This window comes from Segatella copri (assembly GCF_019249655.2).
Lineage (GTDB): Bacteria > Bacteroidota > Bacteroidia > Bacteroidales > Bacteroidaceae > Prevotella.
On sequence record NZ_CP137557.1, the window covers coordinates 1,698,455 to 1,723,966 of the forward strand.

A 25,512-nucleotide genomic window follows, 5' to 3' on the forward strand; every position below is an offset into this window, starting at 1 on the left:
TCATCGCTCCGATAATCGGAACGATGAATAAGGGTTTTACAATTCTGTTTCTTTCAGTTTCTCTGCGTTCTCTGCCACGGTCAGGGCATCAATCATATCCTGGATGTTACCAGCCAGGAAACCATTGAGGTCGTGGGTGGTGTAACCGATACGGTGGTCGGTAACACGACCCTGTGGGAAGTTGTAGGTACGAATCTTCGCACTGCGGTCGCCGGTAGATACGAGGCTCTTGCGGCGGCTGGCGATATCGTCAACATACTTCTGATGCTCACGGTCGTGGATGAAGGTATAGAGGCGGCTCAAGGCACGCTCCTTGTTCTTTGGCTGGTCACGGGTCTCAGTACACTCGATGAGGATTTCCTCTACCTCGCCTGTGTTAGGGTTCTTCCAAGGATAGCGGAGGCGAACTCCAGACTCCACCTTGTTCACGTTCTGACCACCAGCACCTGAGCTTCGGAAGGTATCCCACTTGATGTCACCCTCGTTGATGTTCACCTCGAACTTATCTGCCTCTGGCAATACAGCCACGGTAGCGGCTGAGGTATGCATACGGCCCTGAGTCTCAGTAGCTGGCACACGCTGAACACGGTGAACACCAGACTCATACTTCAATGTACCATAAACGTCTGTTCCGCTTACGGCGAAGTCGATTTCCTTGTATCCACCCACAGCGCCCTCAGAGACAGATGTCACGCTGACAGACCATCCCTTAGACTCACAATATTTCTTATACATAGAGAAGAGGTCACCGGCGAAGAGGGCAGCCTCGTCGCCGCCGGCACCGCCACGAATCTCCATCTGAACATTCTTGGCATCTTCTGGGTCCTTAGGAACCAGGGCAATCTTGATTTCCTCTTCAAGTTTAGGCTGCAGAGCCTCGTTCTCGTTGAGTTCCTCGCGCGCCATCTCCTTCATTTCAGGGTCGCTTTCGTTGGCGAGGATATCCTTAGCCTCCTTGATGCTGTTCAGACAGTTGATGTATCGCTTGCGTGCGTCCATGATGTCGCCAAGGTCTTTCCACTCCTTGGTCAGCTTCACGTAGCGTGGCTGGTCGGCGATGACATCAGGGTCGGTAATGAGGGTGCTTACTTCCTCGTATCGGCTCTCTAAGCCTTCTAGCTTCTGTAATATGTTGTTATTATCCATTAATTTTAATTCTATTTTTAGTATTCGAATGTTCCGAATTCGCTCTTGATGGTCAGGCTGCGCTTGCCTTCCTCGATGTGACCCACAATCTGAGCATCGATGTTGAAGCTCTTGCTGATGGCGATGACCTTCTCGGCTACCTCTGGGCGAACGTAGATCTCCATGCGGTGACCCATGTTGAATACCTGGTACATCTCCTTCCAGTCTGTCTCTGAGCAGTCGTGGATAGCCTTGAAGAGTGGAGGTACAGGGAACATGTTGTCCTTCACTACCTTGCAGTTCTCGCCTACGAAGTGCAGAACCTTGGTCTGGGCACCACCTGTGCAGTGAACCATACCGTGAACCTCTGGGCGAAGCTCATCCAGAATCTTCTTGATTACTGGGGCATAGGTGCGGGTAGGAGAGAGTACCAGTTCACCGGCGTTGATAGGAGAACCCTCAACCTCGTCGGTCAACTTATACTTGCCGCTGTAAACCAACTCGTCAGGTACGGCGTGGTCATAGCTCTCAGGATAGTTCTCAGCGAGATACTTGGCGAATACATCGTGGCGGGCAGAAGTCAAACCGTTGCTACCCATACCGCCGTTGTACTTCTTCTCGTATGTAGCCTGACCTGTAGAAGAAAGACCTACGATAACATCGCCTGGACGGATGTTGGCATTGTCGATAACATCGCTGCGCTTCATGCGGCAGGTAACGGTAGAGTCAACGATGATGGTACGAACCAGGTCGCCTACATCGGCAGTCTCACCACCTGTAGGATAGATGCCGATACCCATCTCGCGCATCTCGTGGAGCAGGTCGTCGGTACCGTTGATGATAGCCGAGATCACCTCGCCAGGGATGAGCATCTTGTTGCGGCCGATGGTAGAGCTAACGAGGATGTTGTCTACGGCACCCACGCAGAGCAGGTCGTCGGTATTCATCACGATAGCATCCTGAGCGATACCCTTCCATACAGAGAGGTCGCCGGTCTCCTTCCAGTACATGTAGGCCAAGCTTGACTTGGTACCTGCACCGTCGGCGTGCATAATGTTGCAATACTCTGGGTCACCGCCCAAGATATCAGGTATAATCTTGCAGAATGCCTGTGGGAAGATACCCTTGTCGATGTTCTTGATGGCGTTGTGAACGTCTTCCTTTGCTGCGCTTACACCGCGCATCATATATCTATTGTTACTCATATTCTTACTTTGAACTTTGAAGTTTGAACTTTATGATATGCTTATTTTTCCTGGTGCCAGAAATCCCATGATGCAAAGGCTTGCAACAAGAGCATCTCCAAACCATTCTTTACTGTGGCTCCATGCTCTTTTCCCTTCTTCATGAAGAGGGTTTCGTCGGGATTGTAGATGAGGTCGTAGAGCAGCGTGTGGGTATCCATCGCCTCGTAAGGCAGCGGAGGGCACTCGTCTGCATGAGGATACATGCCCACTGGAGTGCAGTTGACGATGACATTGTATTCCTTGATGACCTCAGGAGTGATTTTTTCGTACTGGATAGTACCTGGACGCTCGTATCGACTCACGAACACCGTCTCCAGTCCGAGTGATTTCAGACCGTAGTTGATGGCTTTCGATGCACCGCCCGTACCCAGGATGAGCGCCTTCTTGTGATAAGATTCGATGAAAGGCTCTATGCTCTGGGTGAATCCGATGACATCACTGTTGTATCCCTTGAGGATGGTTTCATCGCCTTTGTGCTCTATCTTCACCACGTTCACCGCTCCGATGGCATTAGCCTCCGGGCTTACGGAATCAAGATAGCTGATCACCTTCTCCTTGTAGGGGATGGTTACGTTGAGACCTTTCAACTCGGGATTGGAGTCGAGTATCTCTGTAAGATCCCCGATGCTTGGTATCTCGAAGTTGATATATTCGGCATTGATGCCCTCGTTCTCAAACTTCTCGTTGAAGTAACTCTTTGAGAACGAATGTCCTAGGGGGTACCCTATGAGTCCATACTTATCCATAATATCTTTGTTTTATTTGGTTGCAAAATAAAGGGTGCAGATGCCGAAGGTGAGTCTTGTGAACTCTGCCTTTTCAAAACCTGCCTTCCTGAACACCTCCATCATCGTCTCTCCCTGCGGGAATGCCTCGATGGTCTTCGTGAGATAGCTGTAGGCGCTCTGGTCTTTCGATATCAGCTTGCCGTAGATGGGCAACACTGTATGTGAGTAGATGTGGAACAGCTGCTTCATTGGGAAACTGACGGGGGTGGTGAGCTCCACGATGCAGAGATGTCCGCCCTTTTTGAGTACTCGGCACATTTCCCGGAGTCCCTGGTCCAGGTTCTGGAAGTTGCGGATGCCGAAGGCGGCGGTCACGGCGTCGAAGGTGTTGTCTTCGTACGAGAGGTGGAGGCAGTCTTCCTTGTCGAAGCGGATCACGTGGTCCAGTCCCAGCTGCTTCACCTTCTGTCTTCCTATCTCCATCATGCCCTGCGAGATGTCGGCACCGATGAGTTTTTCGGGATGCAGCATCTGTGCGGATAGGATGGCGAAGTCGCCGGTTCCGGTGGCGATGTCGAGCATTGTCTTTGGAGAGAAGGGCGCAAGACGCCTGATTGCCTTCTTGCGCCATCCCTTATCGATATCCCACGAGAGTCGGTGGTTCAGGGTGTCGTAGGTAGGGGCGATGTTATCAAACATCTCCTCTACCAATTTTCCCTTTTCTCCTGTGCCCTCGTAGGGCTTAATCTGTTCTTGTCTATACATTATATATAGTTTACTTGTGTGCTGCAAGCCACTCGCTTACGTTCTTCTCGATGCGGGCAGCGATGTCGCCTTCCTCTGCAGCCTTGTCGAACTTCTCGCCTGTGATGTGCTCGTACAGCTCGATGTAACGGTCTGATACGCTCTCTGCATACTCGTCGGTAATCTCAGGCATAGTCTGACCTGGCTCGTTCATGAAGTTGTGCTCGATGAGCCACTGGCGAACGAACTCCTTGGAAAGCTGGCGCTGAGGCTCACCCTTCTCAAACTTCTCCTCGTAACCGTCGGCATAGAAGTAGCGGCTAGAGTCTGGAGTATGGATCTCGTCGATGAGATAAACCTTGCCGTCGCGCTTGCCGAACTCATACTTGGTATCTACGAGAATCAAGCCCTGCTTGGCAGCGATTTCCTGACCACGGGCGAAGATGCGGCGTGTGTAGTCTTCCATCACGGCGTAATCCTCTGCACTAACAATACCCTGGGCGATGATCTCTTCCTTAGAGATGTTCATGTCGTGACCCTCATCAGCCTTTGTGGTAGGGGTGATGATTGGCTCAGGGAAACGTTCGTTCTCGCGCATACCGTCTGGCAACTTCACACCGCAGATCTCGCGGCAGCCCTTCTGATAGTCGCGCCATGCACTACCGGTGAGGATAGAACGGATGATCATCTCCACACGGAAACCTTCGCACTTCAAACCTACGGTAACCATTGGGTCTGGAGTAGCCAACTTCCAGTTTGGACAGATGTCTGTAGTTGTGTCCAGGAACTTAGCTGCAATCTGGTTGAGCACCTGACCCTTGAATGGGATACCCTTAGGCAGAACAACGTCGAACGCTGAGATTCTGTCGGTAGCGACCATCACGAGGATGTCGTCGTTAATGTCATACACATCACGTACTTTACCGTGGTAAACACTCTTCTGTCCATCGAAATGGAAATCTGTCTTTGTTAATGCTTTCATTTTATTTAATTTATAATTAATTTGTTTTTTGAGCTTCCCGTGCTTCCGCTCTCTCCTTGTCATACTTGTCGTATGCGTTGACGATGCGGGTTACGAGCTTGTGGCGCACGATGTCCTTCTGTCCCAGCTTCACTACTCCGATGCCTTCCACGCCGTCTAGAATCTTGAGGGCTTCCTTCAGTCCGCTTCGCTGCTCTCTTGGCAGGTCTATCTGGGTCAGGTCGCCGGTGATGATCATCTTGGTGTTCATGCCCATTCGGGTGAGGAACATGCGAATCTGCTGTGAGGTGGTGTTCTGCGCCTCGTCGAGGATGACGACGGCGTCGCTGAGTGTGCGTCCGCGCATGAAGGCGAGGGGCGCTATCTGGATGATGTGCTTTTCCATCATGTCCTGCAGTTTCACGGCAGGAATCATGTCTTCCAACGCATCATAGAGCGGTTGCAAGTAAGGGTCAATTTTATCTTTCATGTCGCCTGGCAGGAATCCGAGTTTCTCTCCGGCTTCCACGGCAGGGCGTGAGAGGATGATTTTCTTGATGGTCTTCTCCTTCAGGGCTTTCACGGCAAGGGCGATGCTGAGGTAGGTCTTACCGGTTCCGGCAGGACCCACGGCAAATACCATGTCGTTCTTTTCGTAAGCCTCGATGAGTTGCTGCTGGTTTTCGCTGCGGCTCTTGATTGGTCGGCCGCTGATGCTGTAAACCAGTACTCCCTTCACGGAGTCAGCCTTGGTCTGTTTTCCTTTTACTATATCAAGAATATCTTCTTCGTTAAGCATGTTATATTTAGCTAAGTGCTTGCGCATCAGTTCGATGTCTTCTTCTGCCTTAGCCATTTCTTCCTCGTCGCCAAGCACACGAAGCACGTTGTCGCGTGCCACGATACGCAACTTAGGATACAGTGACTTAATCATCTGCAGGTGGGCATTGCCTACACCGTAGAACATCACTGGATCTACATCTTCGAGTATAATATGTTTCTCTATCAAAATCTTTATCTTTCTAAATGGTTTGCAACCTTAAATGTTCTAAATAATGTTATATAACGCTGCAAAATTACTACTTTTCCTTGAAATGAGCAAATATTTCGATAGATTTTGTTACCTTTGCAAGAAATTTTTAGATATGAAGATAAGTAAGAATAGATATTTGCAAGGTTTTGTAGTGGTTGTGCTGCTGCTGGCGCTGGTTCGCCTGGTGTTTCCAAGCGTGGCCGAGCCGAGATTGGCGAAGAATGAAAAGGGACAGGATTCTGCGGAAGTGGATTCCTTAAAAGCGATGAAGAAGGATGAGCTCTCTGCTGCGCCTGATACGGCGATGGCGGGCATGGCTTCCATTTTCTTCGATAAGGATGGCAAGGAGGTGAAGCACCGCATTTTCTCGGTGCCTCATTTCGGCAATACTTTCCCTGACCAGCAGGATGTTCAGATTCTGGCTGCCAACCAGCATGGTGTGGCTCCGGTTCAGAATCGTGAGGAGGCGGAGCATAGCAAGGGCAAACTGGTGTATGTGGGCAGCAATCCGTTTTTTTATGTGGATAAGCTGAACAACAGTATTCCTTATCTGGTGCCTAAGGCTTCGGTGTTGCTGCAGGATATAGGCAGGGCGTATTTCGATTCCCTGCAGATTAAGGGTATTCCGCTGCATAAGATTATTGTAACGAGCATCTTGCGTACCAAGGATGATGTGGCGAAACTCAGAACCCGTAATGGTAATGCCACCGAGAATTCGTGCCATCTTTATGGTACCACGTTCGATATCTGCTACAACAGATACAAGCAGATTCAGACCAAGGACCAGCCTCGCCGCCAGGTTCAGAATGATACCTTGAAGTGGGTGTTCAGCGAGGTGTTGAGGGATTTCCGTGAGAAGAACCGCTGCTATATTAAATACGAGGTGCATCAGGGTTGCTTCCATATCACTGTGAGATAATTTTCTGATTTTTCTCAAGTAAGCCCCACACGCCCTGAAAGGGCAGAAGCTCCTAGCCCAGGGCAACGCTCTGGGTTAAGCCCATCTCTACGAAGTCGCCCTGTAAGGGCAAAAGCTTTGAATATGAGAAGCTTTTGCCCTTACAGGGCGTTGTTGTGTCTGCGTATTTACCCAGGGCGTTGCCCTGGGCTAGGAGCTTCTGCCCTTTCAGGGCGTGCTGCTTCTTTCCTTTCAGAACATGTGGGACAAAAATTTAACTCTTTTCCTGAATCTTCTGAAGGTCAGCCTCTTCGCCTACCAGCCAGATGATATCGCCTTTTTTGAATACTCGGGTAGGCAGAACACGGGTCAGGTTCTCCCGGCCCTCTTCCAGTCCTACCACCATACAATTATATTTATCCCTTATTCCGCTTTCTATCAGCGTCTTTCCCAGAAATTCGCTGCCGCCGCTGATGATGAGCTGGCGCAGCTTCATCTCCCTCTTTTCTATATCCACATCCTCAGGAGCAAGCTCCGAGGTGAGTGCTTGGGCAAACTTGTGATTCTGGTCGTCGTTGCCGATGATCTGAAGCTTGTCGCCAGGGAAAATCACCGTGTCACCGTTCGGAATGTTCAGGCGCTGCGAACCGCGGCGGATGCTGCTCATGTCGATGCCGAAACGTTCACGAAGATGAAGCTCCTTCAGCGATTTGCCACACCAGGTGCTATCCTCCGGCACCTCAATCTCACTGATGTGAATATCTCTATCCAGCAGATGACCCGCATAGAGCGGTCGCTTCTCGCCGTTCACCTGGGCGGCAATATCGCGCGAACGCAGGTTGTGGATAAAGAGGCGCTCCATCACGATGCTGCGCTTCTTGATGCGGCGCGATGCCACCATCAGCAGTACCACCACGGCTCCGATGCAGACGATGAGCGCATTGGTGAAGCGCGAGAGATAGTTGATGATGTAGAAGATGAACGCCAGGGCGATGATGTATCTCACCACGATGGTGAAGAGCAGCGGGATGCGGTTGATGCTGCTTTCCACCCACAGGCGCTTCCATTCCGGACTGTGGTTCTTCTTCATCACGATGGCGCGCAGGAAAGGCGAAATCAGTACCACCGTGAGCAGACCCGTAAGGGCGTTGGCATACCAGTGCAACTGCCAGCCTGGCAGCAGATTGCGCATCAGCGGCAGCACGAAGGTGAACATCATGGCGATGGTTGCCGCCGAAAGGATGGAGTAGGCCACGGTGTTGATGGCCATCTGGCGGATGAGCGACTTCCACTTGCTTTGCTGCTGCGTAGAAGGATGACTCATCGCAAAATGGTTCAGAATGTTGATGAACTTGCAGGGCAGATGCTTCTCCATCTGCTGATAGGAAGGCAGAGCCAGACGAATCATGTAGGGCGTGAGGAAGGTGGTAATCACGGATACCGCTACCACCACCGGATAGAGGAAGTTACTGATAACCCCCAGCGACAGACCCAGCGAAGCGATGATAAACGAGAACTCACCAATCTGAGCCATCGAAAAACCGCAGCGCATCGCCGACTTCAGTGATTCGCCGCCCAGCATGAATCCGAAGGTGCCGAATATAGCCTGTCCCACCAGGATGGTGCCCACCAGGGCGAGGATAGGAACGGCATATTCCACCAATATCTTGGGGTCTACCAGCATACCCACCGACACGAAGAAGATGGCTCCGAAGAGATTTTTCACCGGTTCTACCAGTTTGATAATCTTCTCAGCCTCAATGGTTTCTGCAAGGATGCTGCCCATAACGAAGGCTCCGAAGGCGCTGGAGAACCCCACCTTGGTGGATAATACAGCCATGCCGCAGCAGAGGCCCAGCGAAACGACGAGCAGGGTTTCGCCATTGATGAGCTTCCTCACCGACCGCAGGAAGAGCGGGATGGCGAAGATGCCCACGATGAACCAGAGCACCAGGAAGAAACCAATCCTCAATACCGAGGAAATCATCTGCTCGCCATCCGGATTGCTGCCTCCGGCGATGGCGGAAAGCATCACCATCATCACGATGGCAAGGATATCTTCCAGGATGAGCACGCTCATCACCATGGAGGCAAACTTCTGCTGCCTGAGTCCCATGTCGTCGAACGCCTTATATATAATGGTGGTAGAGCTCATGGCGAGCATACCGCCCAGGAAGATGCAGTCCATCCGGTCCCATCCGAATCCGTGGCCCACGCTGATGCCCAGCATCATCATGCAGAAAACGATGACGATGCAGGCGATGACGGGCGAGGCACCCATCTTCACGATTTTCTTGAAGGAGAAATCCAAGCCCAGCGAGAAGAGGGTGAAGATGACACCGATGTCTGCCCAGGTCTGGATATCCGTCTCGTCCATCACCGATACGGTGTAGGGCATGTGGGGCGACACGAGGAAGCCCGCCACGATGTAACCCAGCACCAGGGGCTGCTTGAGCCGCTTGAAGATGAGGGTAACAACGCCAGCCACCATCAGGATGAGGGCGAGGTCTTTTACTAAAAAGGGAATTTCTGCCATAGTTTATAATTTATAGTTTATAATTTACTGAAGTTTCGCAAGTAGCATTCTACCGTCCCCGAAGGGGGCGAATGTGAATAACCGCGGGTGGAATGACCGAAGGGAATGGAACCTGCGGATAGTCACAGATACTCTCTTATCGTCCCCGAAGGGGGCGAACAGGAGCAAGACTGGATGTGGTTCGCCCCCTTTGGGGACGCTTTCTCCCTACTATTAGTTTGTCCGCAGGTTCCATGACCTTCGGTCATTCCACCAGCGGTTATTGAAAGTTGGCCCCCTTCGGGGACCGGAGGTTACTTGCGAAACTTGAATAATTTATAGTTTATAGCGGCTTCGCCGTATAGGCAAACTAGCTTAAAGTAGGGGTGAAGCTGATAAAAATAATAGTTTATAGTAAATAAGAACTCTGCTTTGCAGCATGAATGTCCTATAAACTATAAACTATTAACTATAAACTAATCATTAAATTCTTCTGTGATTTCCGCAATCTTCACGATGGTATCCACCACCTTCTGCATCACCTGGATGCTCACGAACTCGTGAGGACCATGGAAGTTGACGCCGCCGGCGAAGATGTTTGGACAAGGCAGACCCTTGAAACTGAGCTGCGCTCCGTCGGTACCGCCACGGATAGGCTCCACGCGTGGAGGAACACCGCTCTCCTGCATCGCACGCAGCACGATATCAATCACGTGCATGTTAGGATCAATCTTCTCCTTCATGTTGTAATACTGGTCCTGGATGGCCACGCTCACCGTACCCTCGCCGTATTTCTCGTTCATCTTCTTCGCGCAGTCCTCGATGAAGTCCTTGCGGTCTTCAAACTTCTCTCTGTCGTGGTCGCGGATGATATAGCTCAGCTTTGCCTCCTCGCAGCGGCTCTCGATGCCGATCAGGTGGTAGAAGCCCTGATAACCTTCGGTATGCTCAGGAGTCTCAGCTTCCGGAATCATGTTCTGGAACTCCACGGCAAGTCGGCTGGCATTCACCATCTTACCCTTGGCATAGCCTGTGTGCACGCTCACGCCCTTGATGAACACCTTGGCGCCCGCAGCGTTGAAGTTCTCGTATTCCAGGTCGCCCAGGTCGCCGCCGTCTACGGTGTACGCCCAGTCGCAGCCAAACTTCTCCACGTCGAAATGATGAGCACCCATACCGATTTCCTCGTCAGGATTGAAGCCCACGCGGATATCGCCGTGCTTGATTTCCTTGTGGTCGCGCAGGTAGCACATCGCCTGAACGATTTCTGCGATGCCCGCCTTGTCGTCAGCTCCGAGCAGGGTAGTTCCGTCGGTAACGATGATGTCCTCGCCCTTGTGTGCCTTGAGTTCAGGGAATTTCTCCACGCTGCTGATGATGCCCGGGCTCAGTTCGATGTCCTCGCCGTCGTAGTTCTTGATGACGCGCGCCTTCACATCCTTTCCGCTGGCATCCGGACTGGTGTCCATGTGAGAGATAAAGCCGATGGTTGGAGTCTTTTTCTTGGTATTTCCTTTCAGGGTGGCGTAGATATAGCCCATGTCGTCCATCTCTACGTCGCTGAGGCCTTCATCCTCAAGCTCCTGCTTCAGGTACTTGGCAAACTCAAGCTGTTTTGCCGTGCTAGGCACACTCTCGGAGTCTTCGCTCGATTGTGTGTCGAATTTTGTATAGTTTATAAAACGTTCTACTAAGTCCATGTTCTTAATTATTATAATAATGTAGTAGTGATCTCGGTGGGACTCAAACCCACGACCTCCAGAACCGGAATCTGCTGCTCTATTCAACTAAGCTACGAGACCATTTTTATACGCTTTTTATCCGCCGGAATAGCCATCCCGGTACATAAATGAAACATATACGAGTGCAAAGTTAGTGATTTAATTTGAAACCGCCAAATATTCTTGCCACTTTTTCTGAAGAATTCTGAAGAAGATGATGAAAAAGAGATGAAAAAGAGATGAAAACAGACGGTGAAGGGAGAAAGATGGCGAAAAAAGATTGAAAACAGAAGATGAAGGGAGAAAATTCGCGAAAAACAAGAAGAAAACAAGGCAAAAAGATAGAAAAGAAAGAAAAATGCTATCATTTTGAGAAAAAATTCGGGAAAAAGCTTGCAGTTTAATTTTTATTTTGTACCTTTGCACCGTCTTTAAGAAGACAAGTCTCGGAAACGGGACGGTATAAAACGGTATAAAACAGTAAAACGAAAACAATAATAAATACTAAAAATGAGTAAACTGATAAAACCCGAAGGTTACAAGGCGCTGCTGGATATGCGCCAGACCGAAATGGGTATCAAGATGATAAAGGAGTTCTTCCAGCAGAACCTTGCCACAGAGTTGCGCCTGCGCCGAGTAACAGCCCCTCTTTTCGTGATGAAGGGCTTGGGAATCAATGATGACCTGAATGGTGTGGAGCGCCCTGTAACTTTCCCTATCAAGGATCTGGGTGATGCCAAGGCCGAGGTGGTTCACTCCCTCGCCAAGTGGAAGCGACTCACCCTCGCCGAGTACGAGGTGGAGCCTGGATATGGCGTATATACCGATATGAACGCCATCCGTGCCGACGAGGAGCTGGATAACCTGCACTCGCTCTATGTAGACCAGTGGGACTGGGAGGCTGTGATTACCAAGGAAGACCGCACCATCGCATTCCTCGAGGACATCGTTCGCCGCATCTATGCCGCCATCCTCCGCACCGAGTTCCTCACTTGCGAGCACTATCCTCAGCTCAAGCCATTCTTGCCTAAGGAGATTCATTTCATCCATGCGCAGGATTTGCTCGATATGTATCCTGATAAGACTCCGAAGGAGCGCGAGGATGCCATCTGCGAGAAATATGGCGCCGTATTCGTTGAGGGCATCGGCGGAAAGCTGAGCGACGGAAAGAAGCACGACGGCCGTGCCCCCGACTATGACGACTGGAGCACCATGGCAGAGAACGGCAAGGTGGGTTTGAATGGTGATATTCTTATCTGGTATCCTGTGCTGGGCAGAAGCTTCGAGCTGAGTTCCATGGGTATCCGTGTGGATAAGGAGAGCCTGCTGCGCCAGCTGAAGCTGGAGGGCAAGGAAGATAGAGAGAAGCTCTATTTCCACCAGCAGCTCCTGAATGATAAATTGCCATTGAGCATTGGCGGCGGTATCGGTCAGAGCCGCTTGTGCATGGTGATGCTCCACAAGGCGCACATCGGCGAGATTCAGGCTAGTATCTGGCCTGAGGAGATGCGCCAGGAGTGCGAAGAGGCAGGAATGCCTTTAATTTGATTTGAGTCATATCAGCATAATGAGGTTGTATCAGTATAACAGCTTCAATTTATATTGAAGAATCCCGGTTCTCCTAGCAATAGGAAAACCGGGATTATTGTTTTGTATAGAAATAATTTGTTTAGAAATAATAAGTGCCTCCAAGCATAGCAGCTCTGTTGCCGAAATGCTGCCCTGCTATATCATGATATCTGGCCTCCAGCGTCCAGTGCCTGTTAATCGTCTTGTATACCCCCATCTCAGCATATAGGTTGGCAGGAGTATAGTTTGGCGTGATGGTATGCCTGCGGGTACACCATATCATGTTCGATGCAAGGCGCCAGCCCGAAGGCAGCGAAAGCTGGGGAGCCAGCTTGAAAACCGCAAAGTGGCTGTATTCCTGAGTCTTTCCCTGCGGCTTGATATCCGTTTCAAACACCTCAGCCTTTTCCCAGAAATAGTTGAAGCCAGCCGTCAGTCGCAGAATACCCTTGTGCCAGAAGGCAGTGGTACCTATGCCCAGCGTGTTGTCTCTATCCACGCCCGGCAAATCCTGATGGATGTTCTTCACCGAGGTGCTCACCACCAGATTCGGCTTGCTGTAGGTATATTTCAGCTCCGCCACATAAGCCAGGCGCTCGCTGATATCCGCCGTATATGCAGGCTTCCACGCCCCCTCCATGTCGCCCGCCGTAATGAAATCGCCGAAGTCGGGGTTGAAGATGCGGCGGCAGAAGGTGCCCTGCAGCGTGTTGCCAGGGGTAAACTGGTGGTAGATGCTCAGCGTGTAGCTGTGGTTGTGCGTGGTGTTCTTCCACTTCTCTTCCGTCTTTAGCTGCTTAGGATGGAAGTGGATGGTGCGATAGCGGTCGCCCACCATGAATCCCCATTTACCGATGTGATAGTCTATCTGACCATAGAGATCCTGATAGTTGGAATGGTTGGTATAACCCTTCACGCAATTCTTCTCTATGGAAAGTCCGCCCTCGAAACCGGCTGTAATCCAGAGATTCTGCGAGAATACAGGCGTGGCATATTCCACCACCATGAAGGGATAGGTGGAATGATTGCGGTAGGGAGATGCACTGCCTCCCCCTTGGTCGCTGATATTCTCAGCACCCAGAGTAAAGAGGATGCTCGACCCGTTTTCGCCCAGGGTTCGGGTATAATCCGCCTGGAGATGGTAGGCACGCACGAAATCGGCTGCATCGCCCGAGAAATGATTGCGGGTATAGGTCTGCATCGCATCCACCTCCAGCACATCCTTCTCTGTAGGAGTCCAGAGGATATTCAGCTTGGCACCCTCGTGCGAATAATGGTTGATGGAAGTGCTGCCGTTATCGCCCGCATAAGCCCCCTGAGGATGAAAAGAAGACCGCTGCATGCTGCCCTCCACGTGGCTCAGGATGCGCAGCTTCTGCTGCTGGCTCAGCACGCTCACGATGCCCTTGCCTCCGCCGTAGGTATCGCCGAAGAATCCCACTCTTCCGCTCACGCCATTCTCGCCTTTTCTCAGCGTGATGTCAATCACCTTTTTCAGACTGCTGCAGCCCTTCATCACTTCAGCGTTCTGGCAAACCTTGATGGTTTCTATTTCTCTCGCCTTGAAATGATGGAGCAGGGTAGCGTAATCCAGTCCGTATTCCTGGTTGTCGATACGGATTACGAATTTTCCATATAGATTGGCAAAGGGGTCACCGCCGATGATGTTGTTGCCATCCAGGGTCATCACCTCGGGACACATCATCAGCACGTCGAGCAGCGATTCCTCGCCCGTGAGTTCCAGTTCCGGAACATGAATCATATATCGGTCGCCGATATGTTCTATCGGTGCTGCCGCCAGTTGCTGGTTGGCACCTCCTAGTGCCAAGGCTAGTAGTAACAGGCGGCTGGTTTTCATTATGTTTTTTCTCTTCATTCTTTTCATTCTATTCTTTTCTTTATATTGATTGTTTATTCCTATCTTCCTTTCCTAGCTGAAAAGCTGCGTTATCAGGGGGATGGTGATGATGCTTCCCAGGGTAGTGATGAAAGTCATTTCCGTAATCAGCGACGGGTTCCTGCCGTATTTCAGGCAGAACATCGTGCCGAAGCTTGCCACAGGCATCGCTATCACCACCGTGTTGATATTATTCACCACGTCGCTCACGCCGCACACCTTGAAGAAGAAGTAAAGGCTAAGCGGAACCACCACGAGGCGGAGCACAGAAGCCACGTAAACCTTCGGACTTCCGATAATCTCCCTCACGGGCAGCTTCGCCATACTGCTTCCTATAATCATCAGCGCAGCAGGCACCGTCACGTTGCCCACCATCGTAATAGGACGGGCGATGACATCGGGCGTATGAACCCCCAGAGCCACCAGCAGAGCCGCCACGGCTGCCGCTATCAGCGCCGGACTCAGCAACACCTTGGGGTTAAACTGCTTCACACTGTATTCGCCCTTGATGAGCATCACGCCAGCCGTGAAGATGAAAAACGTGTTAGGCATGTTGAGCAGGGCAGCATAGAATATCGCCTTCGGACCGAAGATGCTCGAAACTATCGGGTATCCGATGAAGCCCACGTTGGCAAACATCAGGGCGAAACCTATCATTCCCTGGTCATCATGGTTCTTGCTGATGAGGCGGGGCACCCCGAAACCGAACACCAGCAGCAGGATATAGGTTAGAAAACCTATGCCCAGAAGCGGGAGGATGAGCGTGCGGTCGGGCAGTTCTTCTCCCATCACCGACGAGAGCACCAGCAGGGGGCAGGTGATATCTACCACGATGCTGGAAAGCTTCTTGTCAAACTTGTCGCCCATATAGCCCAGCTTGCAGGCGACGTAACCCAAAATCACGATGATGAATAACACCACCATCACCTCTAAATTTTCCATCTATCCTGAAATTCTAATCTCTTATACCTTAAAGGTATACCTTTTTTATCGAAAATCTCAATCAATCTCCATCTATCTTAATCAATGAATCTCCTGGTGATATCGCCGTAGTTTTCTATGCGGCGGTCGCGCAGGAATGGCCACCAGCGGCGCACATCCTCGCTGTGCTTCAGGTCGATATCCACCACCAGGCTCTCTTCCTCCTTGTCGCTCGCACGATAGTGGAGCTCGCCCTGAGGACCTGCCACGAAACTGCTGCCCCAGAACTGGATGCCCTCGGTCTGACCGCTAGGGTCCGGCTCGAAGCCAACCCTGTTCACCGCCACCACAGGCAAACCGTTAGCCACGGCATGACCACGCATCACCGTGGTCCACGCCTCACGCTGGCGCTGCTGCTCCTCCTCGGTGTCGTAGGTGGCATAGCCGATGGCAGTAGGATAGATGAGGATATCCGCACCCTGCAGTGCCATCAGGCGGGCAGCCTCGGGATACCACTGGTCCCAGCAAACCAGCACGCCCAGCTTGCCCACTGAAGTCTGTATCGGGTTGAAGCCCAGGTCGCCAGGGGTGAAGTAGAATTTTTCGTAGTAGGCAGGATCATCCGGAATATGCATCTTGCGATATTTTCCGGCGATGGTTCCATCCTTCTCAATCACCACCGCCGTGTTGTGATAGAGGCCCGGCGCACGGCGCTCGAAGAGCGATGTAACGATTACCACGCCCAGATCCTTCGCCAGTTTGCCGTAGAATTCGGTAGATGGCCCCGGGATGGGTTCGGCAAGGTTGAAGTTCTCCACATCCTCTACCTGGCAGAAGTAGAGCGAGTTGTGGAGTTCCTGCAAAACGATGAGTTCAGCGCCACGCTTAGCCAGGTCGATGATGCCCTCGGCGAGGCGCGTCTTGTTATCGGCGATATCCGCCGTGATGTGTAGTTGTAATAATCCTAATTTCATGAAATTTTGTTTTTTTATTTTATTGAAGTTTCGCAAGTAGCATTCTACCGTCCCCGAAGGGGGCGAATGTGAATAACCGCGGGTGGAATGACCGAAGGGAATGGAACCTGCGGATAGTGACAGAAACTCTCTTATCGTCCCCGAAGGGGGCGAACAGGAGCAAGACTGGATGAGGTTCGCCCCCTTTGGGGACGCTTTCTCCCTACTATTGGTTGTCCGCAGGTTCCATGACCTTCGGTCATTCCACCAGCGGTTATTGAAAGTTGGCCCCCTTCGGGGACCGGAGGTTACTTGCGAAACTTGAATACTTTATTTGATAGCCCCCGCAGGCAGCTGCATGGTGAGACAGTGGATGCTGCCGTGCTGGCGGATGATGGTGAGCGAATCCACGCCTATCACCTCTCTGTCCGGGAAGGCAAGCTGAATCTGGCGCTTCGCCTCCTCGTCCTTCTCCGGCTGGTTATACGTAGGGTAAATCACCGCACCGTTCAGAATCAGGAAGTTGGCGTAGGTGGCAGGCAGTCGGTCGCCCTTGCTGCCCTTCTCCGTAGTCAGCCGGTCGCCCTCGTCGTAGATGGCATCCGGCATCGGCAGCTTCAGCAGGCGGTAAGGATATCCCTCGTAGTTGAACAGCTTCTTCAGCTGCTTCTCCAGCGCCTGGAAATCCTCATACTGCTCATCCTCAGGGTCGTCGCAGCCCACATATAATAAGGTGTCGTGCGGAGCCACCCTCACGATGGTGTCGATATGCCCGTCGGTATCATCGCCCACCAGGTTGCCATGGTCGAGCCATACCACCTGCTTGGCGAAGAAGAACGTCTTGAGCAGACTTTCGATATTCTCCCTGGTGAAAGGCTGGTTTCTGTGGGGTGCCAGCAGGCATTGCGAGGTGGTGAAGATGGTGCCCTTTCCGTCGCTCTCGATGCTTCCGCCCTCAAGTACGAATCCCTGGTGGTTCTCCATCGCCGCATCAAAGGCACCCTGGTAGTAGAGCTGCAGGTTGATGGCGTTGTCCTTCTGCCAGGCGAATTTCTCGCCCCATCCGTTAAACTTGAAGTCGAGCAGATGGATAGGGATGACATGCGAGTTGCGCCTGCCTCTCGATACCATGCTGATAGGACCGTGGTCGCGCGCCCATGTATCATTGGTGTCCATCTCGTAGAGGTGTACGCGGTTCATCTGGCCCTCCGAGAGCCGTTCGGCGAGCATTCTGCGTGTACTCTCCACGATGGGAGTAACCACAAGCAGCTGCTCGTAGCGGGTGATGATGTCGGCAAGTTCCAGATAAGTGTTGGTTATCTGCCTGAGATAGGGTTTCCAGTCTGTACCACCATGTGGCCAGGTCAGCATAATGGCGCTCTGAGGCTCCCATTCTGCCGGAAGTGCGAAATCGCAAGGTAATGCTGATTGATACATAAGCTTTCAATTTTTATTATTTATTTATATAGCCAGCCCTTGTGTGGGTTGCATAGTTTAGTCCGTTCTTTCTCCCTTCTGGAAGAAGAGTTAGCGAATTATAGGTGCAAAAATAATAAAAAAAACGGCAACTTCCATAATTTTTTGAAATTTTTTAGTGAAACTCTTGCTAATTTCATGAGAAATGCTTAACTTTGCAGCCTAAATTTAAGAATAAGACATATTAGGAGCGTGAAAATAAAACAAGTAGTTGATGCCCTTGAACATTACGCGCCTCTGCCCTTGCAGGAAGGATATGATAATGCCGGCCTGCAAGTTGGATTGACAGAGGCGGTAGAAATGTCAGGGGCATTGTTGTGTCTTGACGTCACCGAGGCGGTGGTGGATGAGGCCCTCCGGAAGGGCTGCAATCTCATCGTGAGCCACCATCCGCTGATATTCCGCAAGCTGCAGAGAATCTCGGACGAGAACTACGTGCAGCGCACGGTGGTGAAGGCCATCAAGAATGATATAACGATAGTTTCCATGCACACCAACATGGATGCTGCCCAGGGCGGCGTGAACTTCAAGATAGCCGAGAAGCTGGGATTGAAGAACCTCCAGTTCTTCGGCGGCGAGAAGGAAGTGGATGGTGTGAAGGGTGGAAACGGTGTGATGGGAGAAATCTCAGACCAGGATATCCAGGAGGCTGCCCGGGCTGGCAAGCTTTCGGAAGAGGTGAAGAATCATTTTGCCGAGGGCATTGCTGCCGACGACCTGGTGCTGCTCTTGCGCCAGCGTTTCGGCGTGGAGTGCGTGCAGTGCAACCAGCTCTTGCGCCGTCCTATCCGCAAGGTGGCACTCTGTGGCGGTTCGGGTTCGTTCCTTCTGGGCGATGCGATAGCCGCCGGGGCGGATGCCTTCATCACGGGCGAGATGAGCTATCATGAGTATTTCGGGCACGATCAGGAGATTCAGATCTGCGTCATCGGTCACTATCAGAGTGAGCAGTTTACCAGCGAAATCTTCCGCAGCATCATCCTCGAGAATTTTCCCGATGCCAAATGCTGCATCTCGGAAATCAACACCAATCCTATCATCTATTTATAGGATGGGATGCTTGGCCGTGCCTAAACCCCGGTGCGCACAAAATGCATCAAAATAATAATAAAAAATTCAAGTTTCGCAAGTAACCTCCGGTCCCCGAAGGGGGCCAACTTTCAATAACCGCTGGTGGAATGACCAAAGGTCATGGAACCTGCGGACAACCAATAGTAGGGAGAAAGCGTCCCCAAAGGGGGCGAACCACATCCAGTCTTGCTCCTGTTCGCCCCCTTCGGGGACGATAAGAGAGTATCTGTAACTATCCGCAGGTTCCATTCCCTTCGGGCATTCCACCCGCGGTTATTCACATTCGCCCCCTTCGGGGACGGTAGAATGCTACTTGCGAAACTTCAGTAAAAAAGAAAATAAAGGTTTAAAGATAAAATCAAGAAATTATGGCAAAGAAAGATCCTACAGATTTGACGGTAGAAGAGAAGTTGAAGACTCTCTACCAGCTTCAGGTAACCTTGTCAGGCATTGACGAGAATCGTGAGTTGAGAGGTGAGCTTCCTCTCGAGGTTCAGGACTTGGAAGACGACATCGCAGGTCTCACCACCCGCATCGAGAACATCCAGCGTGAGATTGAGCAGTTCGACCACGCAGTGGCTCAGAAGCAGGCAGAGATTGCTGACGCCCAGGCTAGCCTGGAGCGCTATCACAGCCAGCTGGAGACCGTGAGCAACAACCGTGAGTACGACACTCTGAGCAAGGAGATCGAGTTCCAGGAGCTGGAAATCGAGCTTTGCAACAAGAAGATTCGCGAGGGCTTGGCAAAGATGCGTGAGCGTGAGTACGACCTTCACAAGGCTGAGGAGCAGAAGGCCGACCGTGAGCACGGATTGGTTGAGAAGCGTTCTGAGCTTGAGGACATCATGGCAGAGACCCGTGAGGAGGAGGAGCGCCTTACAGAGAAGGCTCTTGAGCTTGAGAAGAAGATTGAGCCACGTCTGCTCGCCAGCTTCAAGCGCATCCGCAAGGGTGCCCGCAACGGACTGGGCATCGTATACGTGCAGCGTGATGCCTGTGGTGGTTGCTTCAACAAGATTCCACCTCAGCGCCAGTTGGATATCAAGATGCACAAGAAGATTATCCCTTGTGAGTATTGCGGCCGTATCCTCATCGACCCAGAGTTGGCAGGTGTAAAGATTGAGACTCCAGCCGCAGAGGAGAAGCCAAAGCGCAAGCGCATCTCTCGCCGCAAGAAGGCTGAGGATGGAGAATAATATTCTGGATAAGAAGATAAATATATAAAAAAAGAGGGTGAGTCATGAACTTATGACACACCCTCTTTTTTTCGTTTTTTCTACAACTTTTTTAACTCATGCAACTCGTGACTCCGAGCGAAGTGGCTACGGCAGTCAGGATAGAGATTAAAATCTGAATAACAGTCTTCCATGTTTCTTTCTTCATAGGCAGTTCTTTTTAGTGATTAATGATTAGTGATTAATGATTAGTGATTGGTGGTTAATTTTTTTTCGAGATGTGATAGGATGAAAGAGTAGCCCCCGAAGGGGCTTGCTCTAGATAGTTACGTCAGCAGAATCGCCGTCGCCTTTGTCGCCCTTGTCGCCTCCGCCAGTAGTACCCTTGTCGGTTCCGCCACCCTGGCTGGTGTTGCCGCCCGAGGTTCCGCCGCCACCCTGAGTGTTGTCGCTGCCGCCTCCCTGGGTGTTGCCGCTGCCACCGCCGTTGGTTCCACCACCAGTGGTTCCTCCATCGGTCTCTTCGCCGCCACGGGCGTCGTAGGCAGTAATCTTGCAGAGTTTCTTCAGCTCACTGTTACTCCAGTTCTTGGTATTTTTCACTAGCAGATGGATGCCCTCCACGCTAGCCGAAGTAACCTTGTCTCTGCTCACCTCACCACGCGAACTCATGCCGATGGAGAAGAGGCCCAGGTCGCCCAGACGCACGCTCTTGCCGTCGAGGATAAGCTCTTTCAGGCAGTCGAGCATATCCATCATCACGCCGTGCACGGTGCCGCGGCTGTAAGGCGAGTTGTGGGATGAAATGTGATCCACGAACTCCTCGAAGTTCATCTCTCTGTCGGTCACCACGGTGGCATACCAGAGTTCCTTACCAGCGTTCTCACCCGTCTGAGGGGTACGCTTTACTTTACGATACTTAATGTTTCCTTGTCCCATAAGCTTTTTAGTGATTAATGATTAGTGATTAATGATTATTGTTCTCTTTGTCATCAGCAGAATCCCCGAAAGAATCCTATGGCTCCCTTAACTGGTCATCAGGCGCCTTTCTTCTGAATGACGGTGCAAAGATACGGCTTTTTTCTGATACCACCAAATTTCGGGTGGCGATAAGGACTGATTTTCAGCAGCCCCTGATTCCGAATTTCGTTAATAAAGCTAACTCATATTTTAGCAAGAAAGAGAACATAGTTTTGCTGAGGGAAAAACTATGAGTTCTCACCTCAAACAATCACAATAACAGTTATCACAGTTTTTCAAACCACTTTTCCAAATCTCAACCAAAAACTAACTATAGATATAATATATAATATTTATATTATATATTATATCTATAGTTAAAATAATTAACAATTCTACCTTCGGTATAGAATGCCCTTTAAAAAACTGTGATAACTGTTATTGTGATAGCTTGTTTTTGCTTGCATCTGATTTTTCCAGAATACGAATGAAAAATAAGATTGTAAAACTCTTTTTGATAATTTGCTTTGGCTCGTGATATTTTTAATGGGATTTTTTCTCCCTTTTTTCTTGCATGTTTCAAAATAAAAGCGTAATTTTGCGGTAGCATTTAAAAATAGAACCGTATCATTTTAAAACAGAAAGGTTATGAAGTACTTAGACCCTAAGGCAGACCTTACGTTCAAGAAGATATTCGGCAATCATCCTAAAAGACTGATCAGCCTCCTGAACGCCCTTCTGCCACTCAGCGAAGAAGAGCAGATACACGAGATAGAGTATCTGCCAACGGAACTTGTGCCCGAACTGGAAGGCCACAAGAATACGATAGTAGATGTGCTCTGCACTGATGCCAGAGAAAGGAAATTTTGCGTAGAGATGCAGATGGAATGGTCTAACGCTTTCAAGCAGCGAGTACTGTTCAATGCCTCCAAGCTCTACGTGAGTCAGGCTAAAAAGGGAGAAAGATACTGTGCTCTACAGCCTGTTTATTCTCTGAATCTTGTGAATGACATCTTCGAGCGTGATACTCCTGAATTCATCCACAACTATCGCATCGTGCACGACAAGGATAGCAACAAGGTAATCGAAGGCTTGCATTTCACCTTCATAGAGCTTCCTAAGTTCACTCCTCATTCCATCTCCGACAAGCGCATGATGGTATTGTGGCTCCGTTTCCTGACGGAAATCAATGCCAATACGCAGGAGGTTCCTTCCGATCTGCTTCGTGACCCGGAGATAGGAAAAGCCGTAGAGGAGTTGAAAACTTCCGGCTTTACAGATGCCGAACTCAGAGCCTATGATAAGTTTTGGGATGCGGTAAGTGTGGAGAGAACCCTTCAGTACGACAGCTATCAGCAAGGCATGGAAAAAGGCATAAAGCAAGGCATGGAAGAAGGCATGGCAAAAGGCATGGAAAAGGGCATGGCAAAAGGCGAAGAAGTAGGCAAAAGCCAAAGAAGTATTGAGATTGCTAAGAATATGCTGGCAAAAGGCATGGATGCAGCAACGGTCATGGAGATAACGGGGTTGACGGAGAGCCAGATGCAGCAGTTGATGTAATTTCTATTGCCCCACACGCCCTGAAGGGGCAGAAGCTCGTAGCCCAGGGCATCGCCCTGGGTATCATCGCATTTCGCCCTGCGCCCTGAAGGGGCAAAAGCTTTATAAAGTACTCAAGTTTCGCAAATAACCTCCGGTCCCCGAAGGGGGCCAACTTTCAATAACCGCTGGTGGAATGACCGAAGGGAATGGAACCTGCGGATAGCTGCAATACTCTCTCCAATCGTCCCCAAAGGGGGCGAACAGGAGCAAGAAAACTTGCTAATTTTTTGAACGACTTGTTTGAAGGCGAGTTTCAAATCAAGGACGTAACATTCTTTCTCTTCCCTTCTTTGATAAGAGTGAGGAAGAATGCGAGACTGGTTTTGAAAAATGGATTTATGTATTGAAATATATGGAAGTATTGGAAAGATTGCCGTTTACGGCGCAGAAGAAGATATTCGATCATCTTGCAAAATTGGCAGATGTTCGTTGCTTGAGTAGTGAGGAGCAGGAAAAATACGATGAGAGTATTAAGGCTGCCGATGATTACTACTCTGGCCTTTATGGCTCTTATGTTGAAGGCGAGGAAAATGGTATTGCTAAAGAAAAGATAGACACAGCTTACCGCCTTTTGTCAATGGGTCTTTCTGAAGCGCAAGTATCAACGGCCACCGAGCTTCCTCTGGAGGAAATTCAGAAAATGAGGAAATAAGAACTGGCATTGAAATTCGGCTGCACCCTTTCGGCTTGCCCCACACGCCCTGAAGGGGCAGAAGCTCGTAGCCCAGGGCATCGCCCTGGGTATTAATGATATATAAACCAACGCCCTGAAAGGGCAAAAGCTTTACAATTATGGCACAATCATTATCAAAAATTTATATCCATTTGATTTTCCACATCAAAACCACGAGCCCCAAAATCCGTGAAAATGATTTGGAGCGACTTCATAATTATATCGGTAAACTTGTTAAGACTACGGGATGTGCCGAGATAAAGGCAGGTGGTGTAGGAGATCATGTTCATGTCTTGTTCATTTTATCCAAAGACGTCACGATTTCCCAGATAGTGGAGGAGATTAAGCGAAATAGCAGCAGATGGATTAAGAATCTCGACCCTGCGTATTATCATTTTTTCGCATGGCAGGGTGGTTATGCTGCCTATTCCATCAGCCAATCAGTTGTGGATAAAACATTACAATACATTGCCAATCAGAAAGAGCATCACACAAAGCATTCGTTTGCAGAGGAATATAGAGCGTTCTTGCAATTATATAATGTGGAATATGATGAGAATTTCGTATTCCGGGATTAGGCAGGCTGCGTGATATTGTAAAGCTTTTGCCCTTACAGGGCGCCTTGTTGGCTGCCATTATACCCAGGGCGATGCCCTGGGCTAGGAGCTTTTGGGCCTTCAGCCCGTTCTTGAACCACATGCGAAACTTGAGTTAAATATTTGTCAATTTCAATAAAATAGCCTATCTTTGTCGGCAAAGAAAGGCTTGCTGAAACGTGTTGGCGGAAGAAAATACGGAGAGTAGCTGGTATACATTTAAAAAGAAGAAATGCTGTTTTGGTGATATTTTACTTAAAAACATTTGGAGATTTAAGATTTTTGTTATACCTTTGCATTCAAAAGATAAATGAAGGTCCCGCCTCTGACGAGTTTTCACTTGTTGGAGACGGGACTTTTTTATGTCTGAAAATATAGAATTAACAAATAAAATATTAACGTAAAAACAAATAACTTATGAAAGCAAGTAAATTGAACGACGAAGAATCAGCAGAAAAATTGATGGAGGAATTTGGAGAGGAAGTAGAAGAGAAGCTTAGATTGGGACTGAGCAAGGAGGATCTCTTCTTTATTCATAATGAGTATTTTGAGGTCAACCCTATATTCAAGTACTACGAAAAGGTACTTCGTTGTGCTAATGTTGCCAAAAGCGGGTATATATCTATAGATGCTGTATCTATGAGTGAAGATGACTGTTCTGAAGTAGCTTTCTATTTTATCATGAAATTTATTGATAAAATATTAGGTATGATACCAAAGGGAGAAAAGAATTCGGATTCTATTGTGTTCTGCATGCGAAAGGTACCCTTACAACTTTGCAACTTATATGAAGAGATATGGGGAAAAGATGAATCTGATAAATATGACAAGAACTCTATTCTATGCAAGAACAGAATACTGGCAGCTACCGAAACTATTTATATTGTACTAAGCTATGTTTATTTTACGGAAAATTTTAGTTGTGCCGTTTTTGACTCTCTCTCGTATAATCCTTATTTTCCAAATGAGTATGGTTTAACAGGAGATGATTTTCGTTTTATTGTTGCAGTGGGTGACCTGGACTGTTCTCAACAAAATACAGAGATTAAGAATTATATGAGAAAAACATACAATAGACTATCCCCGAAAAAACGCATTTCGAAAATCATAGATGACCATAAAATGAGCGGTCGTAACGCCCGCATCAATCACTCCAATATTTATATTAAAGATGGTAAGAAGACGGGAATTGTTGTTGTGCTGGAAGGTATGGCGAAAGCTGGCTGGCTGGTAGATCATAGAGGTGACAAGATCACAAATATTGGTGATAGTGTTGAGTTGATTCTTGAAAAATTGTTTAATGATAAAAACCCAAAAAATGAGGCGCAACTGTTGTCTCATGCCAAAAATGTGGGATTGGCAGATATTACGCATTTTATCGATGAAATAAAGCGTTCATTTCCAGGCAGTTAAAGGATACTATTGAAAAGTCCATAAATTCTGCAAGTAAAACTAAAGGTTCTTCTCAAATTTTAGTACAAAGCCCCAATTTTTATATGAAGGAGCAATATTTTTGAGAAAGTTTAATATAAAAAATTAGCGATTGTCTCCAAAAATATGTAAGTTTAAAGTGATCATAAAATATGACTTACAATGGATACAATCGCTAACAGATGCAAAATTATAAAAAAGATAAGGAACAACCAA

At 49.3% G+C, this 25,512-nt stretch carries 22 protein-coding genes and 1 tRNA gene; 8 read left to right on the forward strand and 15 right to left on the reverse strand.

Annotation, left to right across the window (positions count from 1 at the left end; genetic code table 11):
- Positions 1–36: 36 nt before the first annotated feature.
- Genes prfA through KUA49_RS06555 form a run of 6 tightly spaced genes read right to left on the reverse strand, consistent with a single transcriptional unit; the run spans position 37 to position 5,814 of the window.
- Positions 37–1,146 carry a peptide chain release factor 1 gene (gene prfA / locus KUA49_RS06530; protein ID WP_119249309.1) on the reverse strand — a complete coding sequence of 370 codons (1,110 nt, stop codon included), beginning with the start codon at positions 1,144–1,146 and terminating at the stop codon, positions 37–39.
- A gap of 17 nt (positions 1,147–1,163) precedes the next feature.
- Positions 1,164–2,312 carry an AIR synthase-related protein gene (locus KUA49_RS06535; RefSeq protein WP_089543523.1) on the reverse strand — a complete coding sequence of 383 codons (1,149 nt, stop codon included), beginning with the start codon at positions 2,310–2,312 and terminating at the stop codon, positions 1,164–1,166.
- A 59-nt stretch (positions 2,313–2,371) separates the two neighbouring features.
- Positions 2,372–3,118 carry a shikimate dehydrogenase family protein gene (locus tag KUA49_RS06540; protein ID WP_218412646.1) on the reverse strand — a complete coding sequence of 249 codons (747 nt, stop codon included), beginning with the start codon at positions 3,116–3,118 and terminating at the stop codon, positions 2,372–2,374.
- Between the two features lie 12 nt (positions 3,119–3,130).
- Positions 3,131–3,865: a bifunctional demethylmenaquinone methyltransferase/2-methoxy-6-polyprenyl-1,4-benzoquinol methylase UbiE gene (ubiE, locus tag KUA49_RS06545; RefSeq protein WP_217764421.1), complete on the reverse strand. Its 735-nt coding sequence runs from the start codon at positions 3,863–3,865 to the stop codon at positions 3,131–3,133.
- A 10-nt stretch (positions 3,866–3,875) separates the two neighbouring features.
- Positions 3,876–4,826 (reverse strand): phosphoribosylaminoimidazolesuccinocarboxamide synthase, encoded by a 951-nt coding sequence (locus KUA49_RS06550; RefSeq protein WP_119249312.1) that lies wholly within the window; start codon positions 4,824–4,826, stop codon positions 3,876–3,878.
- A gap of 16 nt (positions 4,827–4,842) precedes the next feature.
- Entirely contained in the window at positions 4,843–5,814 is a 972-nt protein-coding gene (locus tag KUA49_RS06555; RefSeq protein ID WP_218412647.1) for a PhoH family protein, read from the reverse strand.
- A gap of 136 nt (positions 5,815–5,950) precedes the next feature.
- Between KUA49_RS06555 and KUA49_RS06560 the strand changes: the two genes are divergently transcribed.
- Positions 5,951–6,757 carry a DUF5715 family protein gene (locus KUA49_RS06560; RefSeq protein ID WP_218412648.1) on the forward strand — a complete coding sequence of 269 codons (807 nt, stop codon included), beginning with the start codon at positions 5,951–5,953 and terminating at the stop codon, positions 6,755–6,757.
- Between the two features lie 253 nt (positions 6,758–7,010).
- Here the strand turns inward: KUA49_RS06560 and KUA49_RS06565 are convergent, their stop codons facing one another.
- From KUA49_RS06565 to KUA49_RS06575, 3 genes are all read right to left on the reverse strand, one after another.
- On the reverse strand, positions 7,011–9,272 hold the full coding sequence (locus KUA49_RS06565) for a cation:proton antiporter (protein ID WP_218412649.1): 2,262 nt from the start codon (positions 9,270–9,272) through the stop codon (positions 7,011–7,013).
- Between the two features lie 455 nt (positions 9,273–9,727).
- Positions 9,728–10,951, reverse strand: coding sequence for a peptidase T (pepT, locus tag KUA49_RS06570; RefSeq protein ID WP_218412650.1), 1,224 nt, complete (start codon positions 10,949–10,951; stop codon positions 9,728–9,730).
- A 28-nt stretch (positions 10,952–10,979) separates the two neighbouring features.
- Positions 10,980–11,053: transfer RNA gene (locus KUA49_RS06575), tRNA-Arg, on the reverse strand.
- A 429-nt stretch (positions 11,054–11,482) separates the two neighbouring features.
- Here KUA49_RS06575 and asnA point away from each other — a divergent pair.
- Positions 11,483–12,520: an aspartate--ammonia ligase gene (gene asnA / locus KUA49_RS06580; RefSeq protein WP_218412651.1), complete on the forward strand. Its 1,038-nt coding sequence runs from the start codon at positions 11,483–11,485 to the stop codon at positions 12,518–12,520.
- Positions 12,521–12,641: 121 nt separating this feature from the next.
- On the opposite strand, the gene KUA49_RS06585 is transcribed toward asnA, so the two are convergent.
- The 4 genes from KUA49_RS06585 to KUA49_RS06600 form a co-directional block, all read right to left on the reverse strand.
- On the reverse strand, positions 12,642–14,417 hold the full coding sequence (locus tag KUA49_RS06585) for an outer membrane beta-barrel family protein (protein WP_218412652.1): 1,776 nt from the start codon (positions 14,415–14,417) through the stop codon (positions 12,642–12,644).
- 54 nt (positions 14,418–14,471) lie between these two features.
- Positions 14,472–15,380, reverse strand: a complete 909-nt coding sequence (locus KUA49_RS06590; RefSeq protein ID WP_203051142.1) for an AEC family transporter — start codon at positions 15,378–15,380, stop codon at positions 14,472–14,474.
- Positions 15,381–15,457: 77 nt separating this feature from the next.
- On the reverse strand, positions 15,458–16,333 hold the full coding sequence (locus tag KUA49_RS06595) for a carbon-nitrogen hydrolase (RefSeq protein WP_203039921.1): 876 nt from the start codon (positions 16,331–16,333) through the stop codon (positions 15,458–15,460).
- A gap of 309 nt (positions 16,334–16,642) precedes the next feature.
- Positions 16,643–17,749, reverse strand: a complete 1,107-nt coding sequence (locus KUA49_RS06600; protein WP_218412653.1) for an agmatine deiminase family protein — start codon at positions 17,747–17,749, stop codon at positions 16,643–16,645.
- A gap of 231 nt (positions 17,750–17,980) precedes the next feature.
- On the opposite strand from KUA49_RS06600, the gene KUA49_RS06605 reads away from it, so the two are divergent.
- Positions 17,981–18,838 (forward strand): Nif3-like dinuclear metal center hexameric protein, encoded by an 858-nt coding sequence (locus KUA49_RS06605; protein ID WP_218412654.1) that lies wholly within the window; start codon positions 17,981–17,983, stop codon positions 18,836–18,838.
- Between the two features lie 389 nt (positions 18,839–19,227).
- On the forward strand, positions 19,228–20,055 hold the full coding sequence (locus KUA49_RS06610; RefSeq protein WP_218412655.1) for a zinc ribbon domain-containing protein: 828 nt from the start codon (positions 19,228–19,230) through the stop codon (positions 20,053–20,055).
- Positions 20,056–20,146: 91 nt separating this feature from the next.
- Here the strand turns inward: KUA49_RS06610 and KUA49_RS06615 are convergent, their stop codons facing one another.
- Complete coding sequence (locus tag KUA49_RS06615) at positions 20,147–20,242, reverse strand: smalltalk protein (RefSeq protein WP_203041174.1); 96 nt, start codon at positions 20,240–20,242, stop codon at positions 20,147–20,149.
- Positions 20,243–20,352: 110 nt separating this feature from the next.
- Positions 20,353–20,973, reverse strand: a complete 621-nt coding sequence (locus KUA49_RS06620) for an HU family DNA-binding protein (protein ID WP_218412656.1) — start codon at positions 20,971–20,973, stop codon at positions 20,353–20,355.
- Positions 20,974–21,642: 669 nt separating this feature from the next.
- Here KUA49_RS06620 and KUA49_RS06625 point away from each other — a divergent pair.
- The 4 genes from KUA49_RS06625 to KUA49_RS06640 all read left to right on the forward strand — a co-directional run bounded on the left by KUA49_RS06625 (position 21,643) and on the right by KUA49_RS06640 (position 25,278).
- The gene (locus tag KUA49_RS06625) at positions 21,643–22,554 is read left to right on the forward strand and encodes an Rpn family recombination-promoting nuclease/putative transposase (RefSeq protein WP_218412657.1); all 912 of its coding nucleotides are present in this window, start codon (positions 21,643–21,645) and stop codon (positions 22,552–22,554) included.
- 313 nt (positions 22,555–22,867) lie between these two features.
- A complete protein-coding gene (locus tag KUA49_RS06630) occupies positions 22,868–23,248 on the forward strand; it encodes a PD-(D/E)XK nuclease family transposase (RefSeq protein WP_218412662.1) in 381 nt (126 codons plus the stop codon).
- Positions 23,249–23,388: 140 nt separating this feature from the next.
- A complete protein-coding gene (locus KUA49_RS06635; RefSeq protein WP_118313496.1) occupies positions 23,389–23,847 on the forward strand; it encodes a transposase in 459 nt (152 codons plus the stop codon).
- 435 nt (positions 23,848–24,282) lie between these two features.
- On the forward strand, positions 24,283–25,278 hold the full coding sequence (locus tag KUA49_RS06640; RefSeq protein ID WP_218412658.1) for a hypothetical protein: 996 nt from the start codon (positions 24,283–24,285) through the stop codon (positions 25,276–25,278).
- Positions 25,279–25,512 lie beyond the last annotated feature (234 nt).

What these genes read in the sequence shown, in the direction of transcription:
- prfA (WP_119249309.1), bottom strand. Translation starts at nt 1,146, where the DNA reads ATGGATAATAACAACATATTACAGAAGCTAGAAGGCTTAGAGAGCCGA.
- KUA49_RS06535 (WP_089543523.1), bottom strand. Translation starts at nt 2,312, where the DNA reads ATGATGCGCGGTGTAAGCGCAGCAAAGGAAGACGTTCACAACGCCATC.
- KUA49_RS06540 (WP_218412646.1), bottom strand. Translation starts at nt 3,118, where the DNA reads ATGGATAAGTATGGACTCATAGGGTACCCCCTAGGACATTCGTTCTCA.
- ubiE (WP_217764421.1), bottom strand. Translation starts at nt 3,865, where the DNA reads ATGTATAGACAAGAACAGATTAAGCCCTACGAGGGCACAGGAGAAAAG.
- KUA49_RS06550 (WP_119249312.1), bottom strand. Translation starts at nt 4,826, where the DNA reads ATGAAAGCATTAACAAAGACAGATTTCCATTTCGATGGACAGAAGAGT.
- KUA49_RS06560 (WP_218412648.1), top strand. Translation starts at nt 5,951, where the DNA reads ATGAAGATAAGTAAGAATAGATATTTGCAAGGTTTTGTAGTGGTTGTG.
- KUA49_RS06565 (WP_218412649.1), bottom strand. Translation starts at nt 9,272, where the DNA reads ATGGCAGAAATTCCCTTTTTAGTAAAAGACCTCGCCCTCATCCTGATG.
- pepT (WP_218412650.1), bottom strand. Translation starts at nt 10,951, where the DNA reads ATGGACTTAGTAGAACGTTTTATAAACTATACAAAATTCGACACACAA.
- asnA (WP_218412651.1), top strand. Translation starts at nt 11,483, where the DNA reads ATGAGTAAACTGATAAAACCCGAAGGTTACAAGGCGCTGCTGGATATG.
- KUA49_RS06585 (WP_218412652.1), bottom strand. Translation starts at nt 14,417, where the DNA reads ATGAAGAGAAAAAACATAATGAAAACCAGCCGCCTGTTACTACTAGCC.
- KUA49_RS06590 (WP_203051142.1), bottom strand. Translation starts at nt 15,380, where the DNA reads ATGGAAAATTTAGAGGTGATGGTGGTGTTATTCATCATCGTGATTTTG.
- KUA49_RS06595 (WP_203039921.1), bottom strand. Translation starts at nt 16,333, where the DNA reads ATGAAATTAGGATTATTACAACTACACATCACGGCGGATATCGCCGAT.
- KUA49_RS06600 (WP_218412653.1), bottom strand. Translation starts at nt 17,749, where the DNA reads ATGTATCAATCAGCATTACCTTGCGATTTCGCACTTCCGGCAGAATGG.
- KUA49_RS06610 (WP_218412655.1), top strand. Translation starts at nt 19,228, where the DNA reads ATGGCAAAGAAAGATCCTACAGATTTGACGGTAGAAGAGAAGTTGAAG.
- KUA49_RS06615 (WP_203041174.1), bottom strand. Translation starts at nt 20,242, where the DNA reads ATGAAGAAAGAAACATGGAAGACTGTTATTCAGATTTTAATCTCTATC.
- KUA49_RS06620 (WP_218412656.1), bottom strand. Translation starts at nt 20,973, where the DNA reads ATGGGACAAGGAAACATTAAGTATCGTAAAGTAAAGCGTACCCCTCAG.
- KUA49_RS06625 (WP_218412657.1), top strand. Translation starts at nt 21,643, where the DNA reads ATGAAGTACTTAGACCCTAAGGCAGACCTTACGTTCAAGAAGATATTC.
- KUA49_RS06635 (WP_118313496.1), top strand. Translation starts at nt 23,389, where the DNA reads ATGGCACAATCATTATCAAAAATTTATATCCATTTGATTTTCCACATC.
- KUA49_RS06640 (WP_218412658.1), top strand. Translation starts at nt 24,283, where the DNA reads ATGAAAGCAAGTAAATTGAACGACGAAGAATCAGCAGAAAAATTGATG.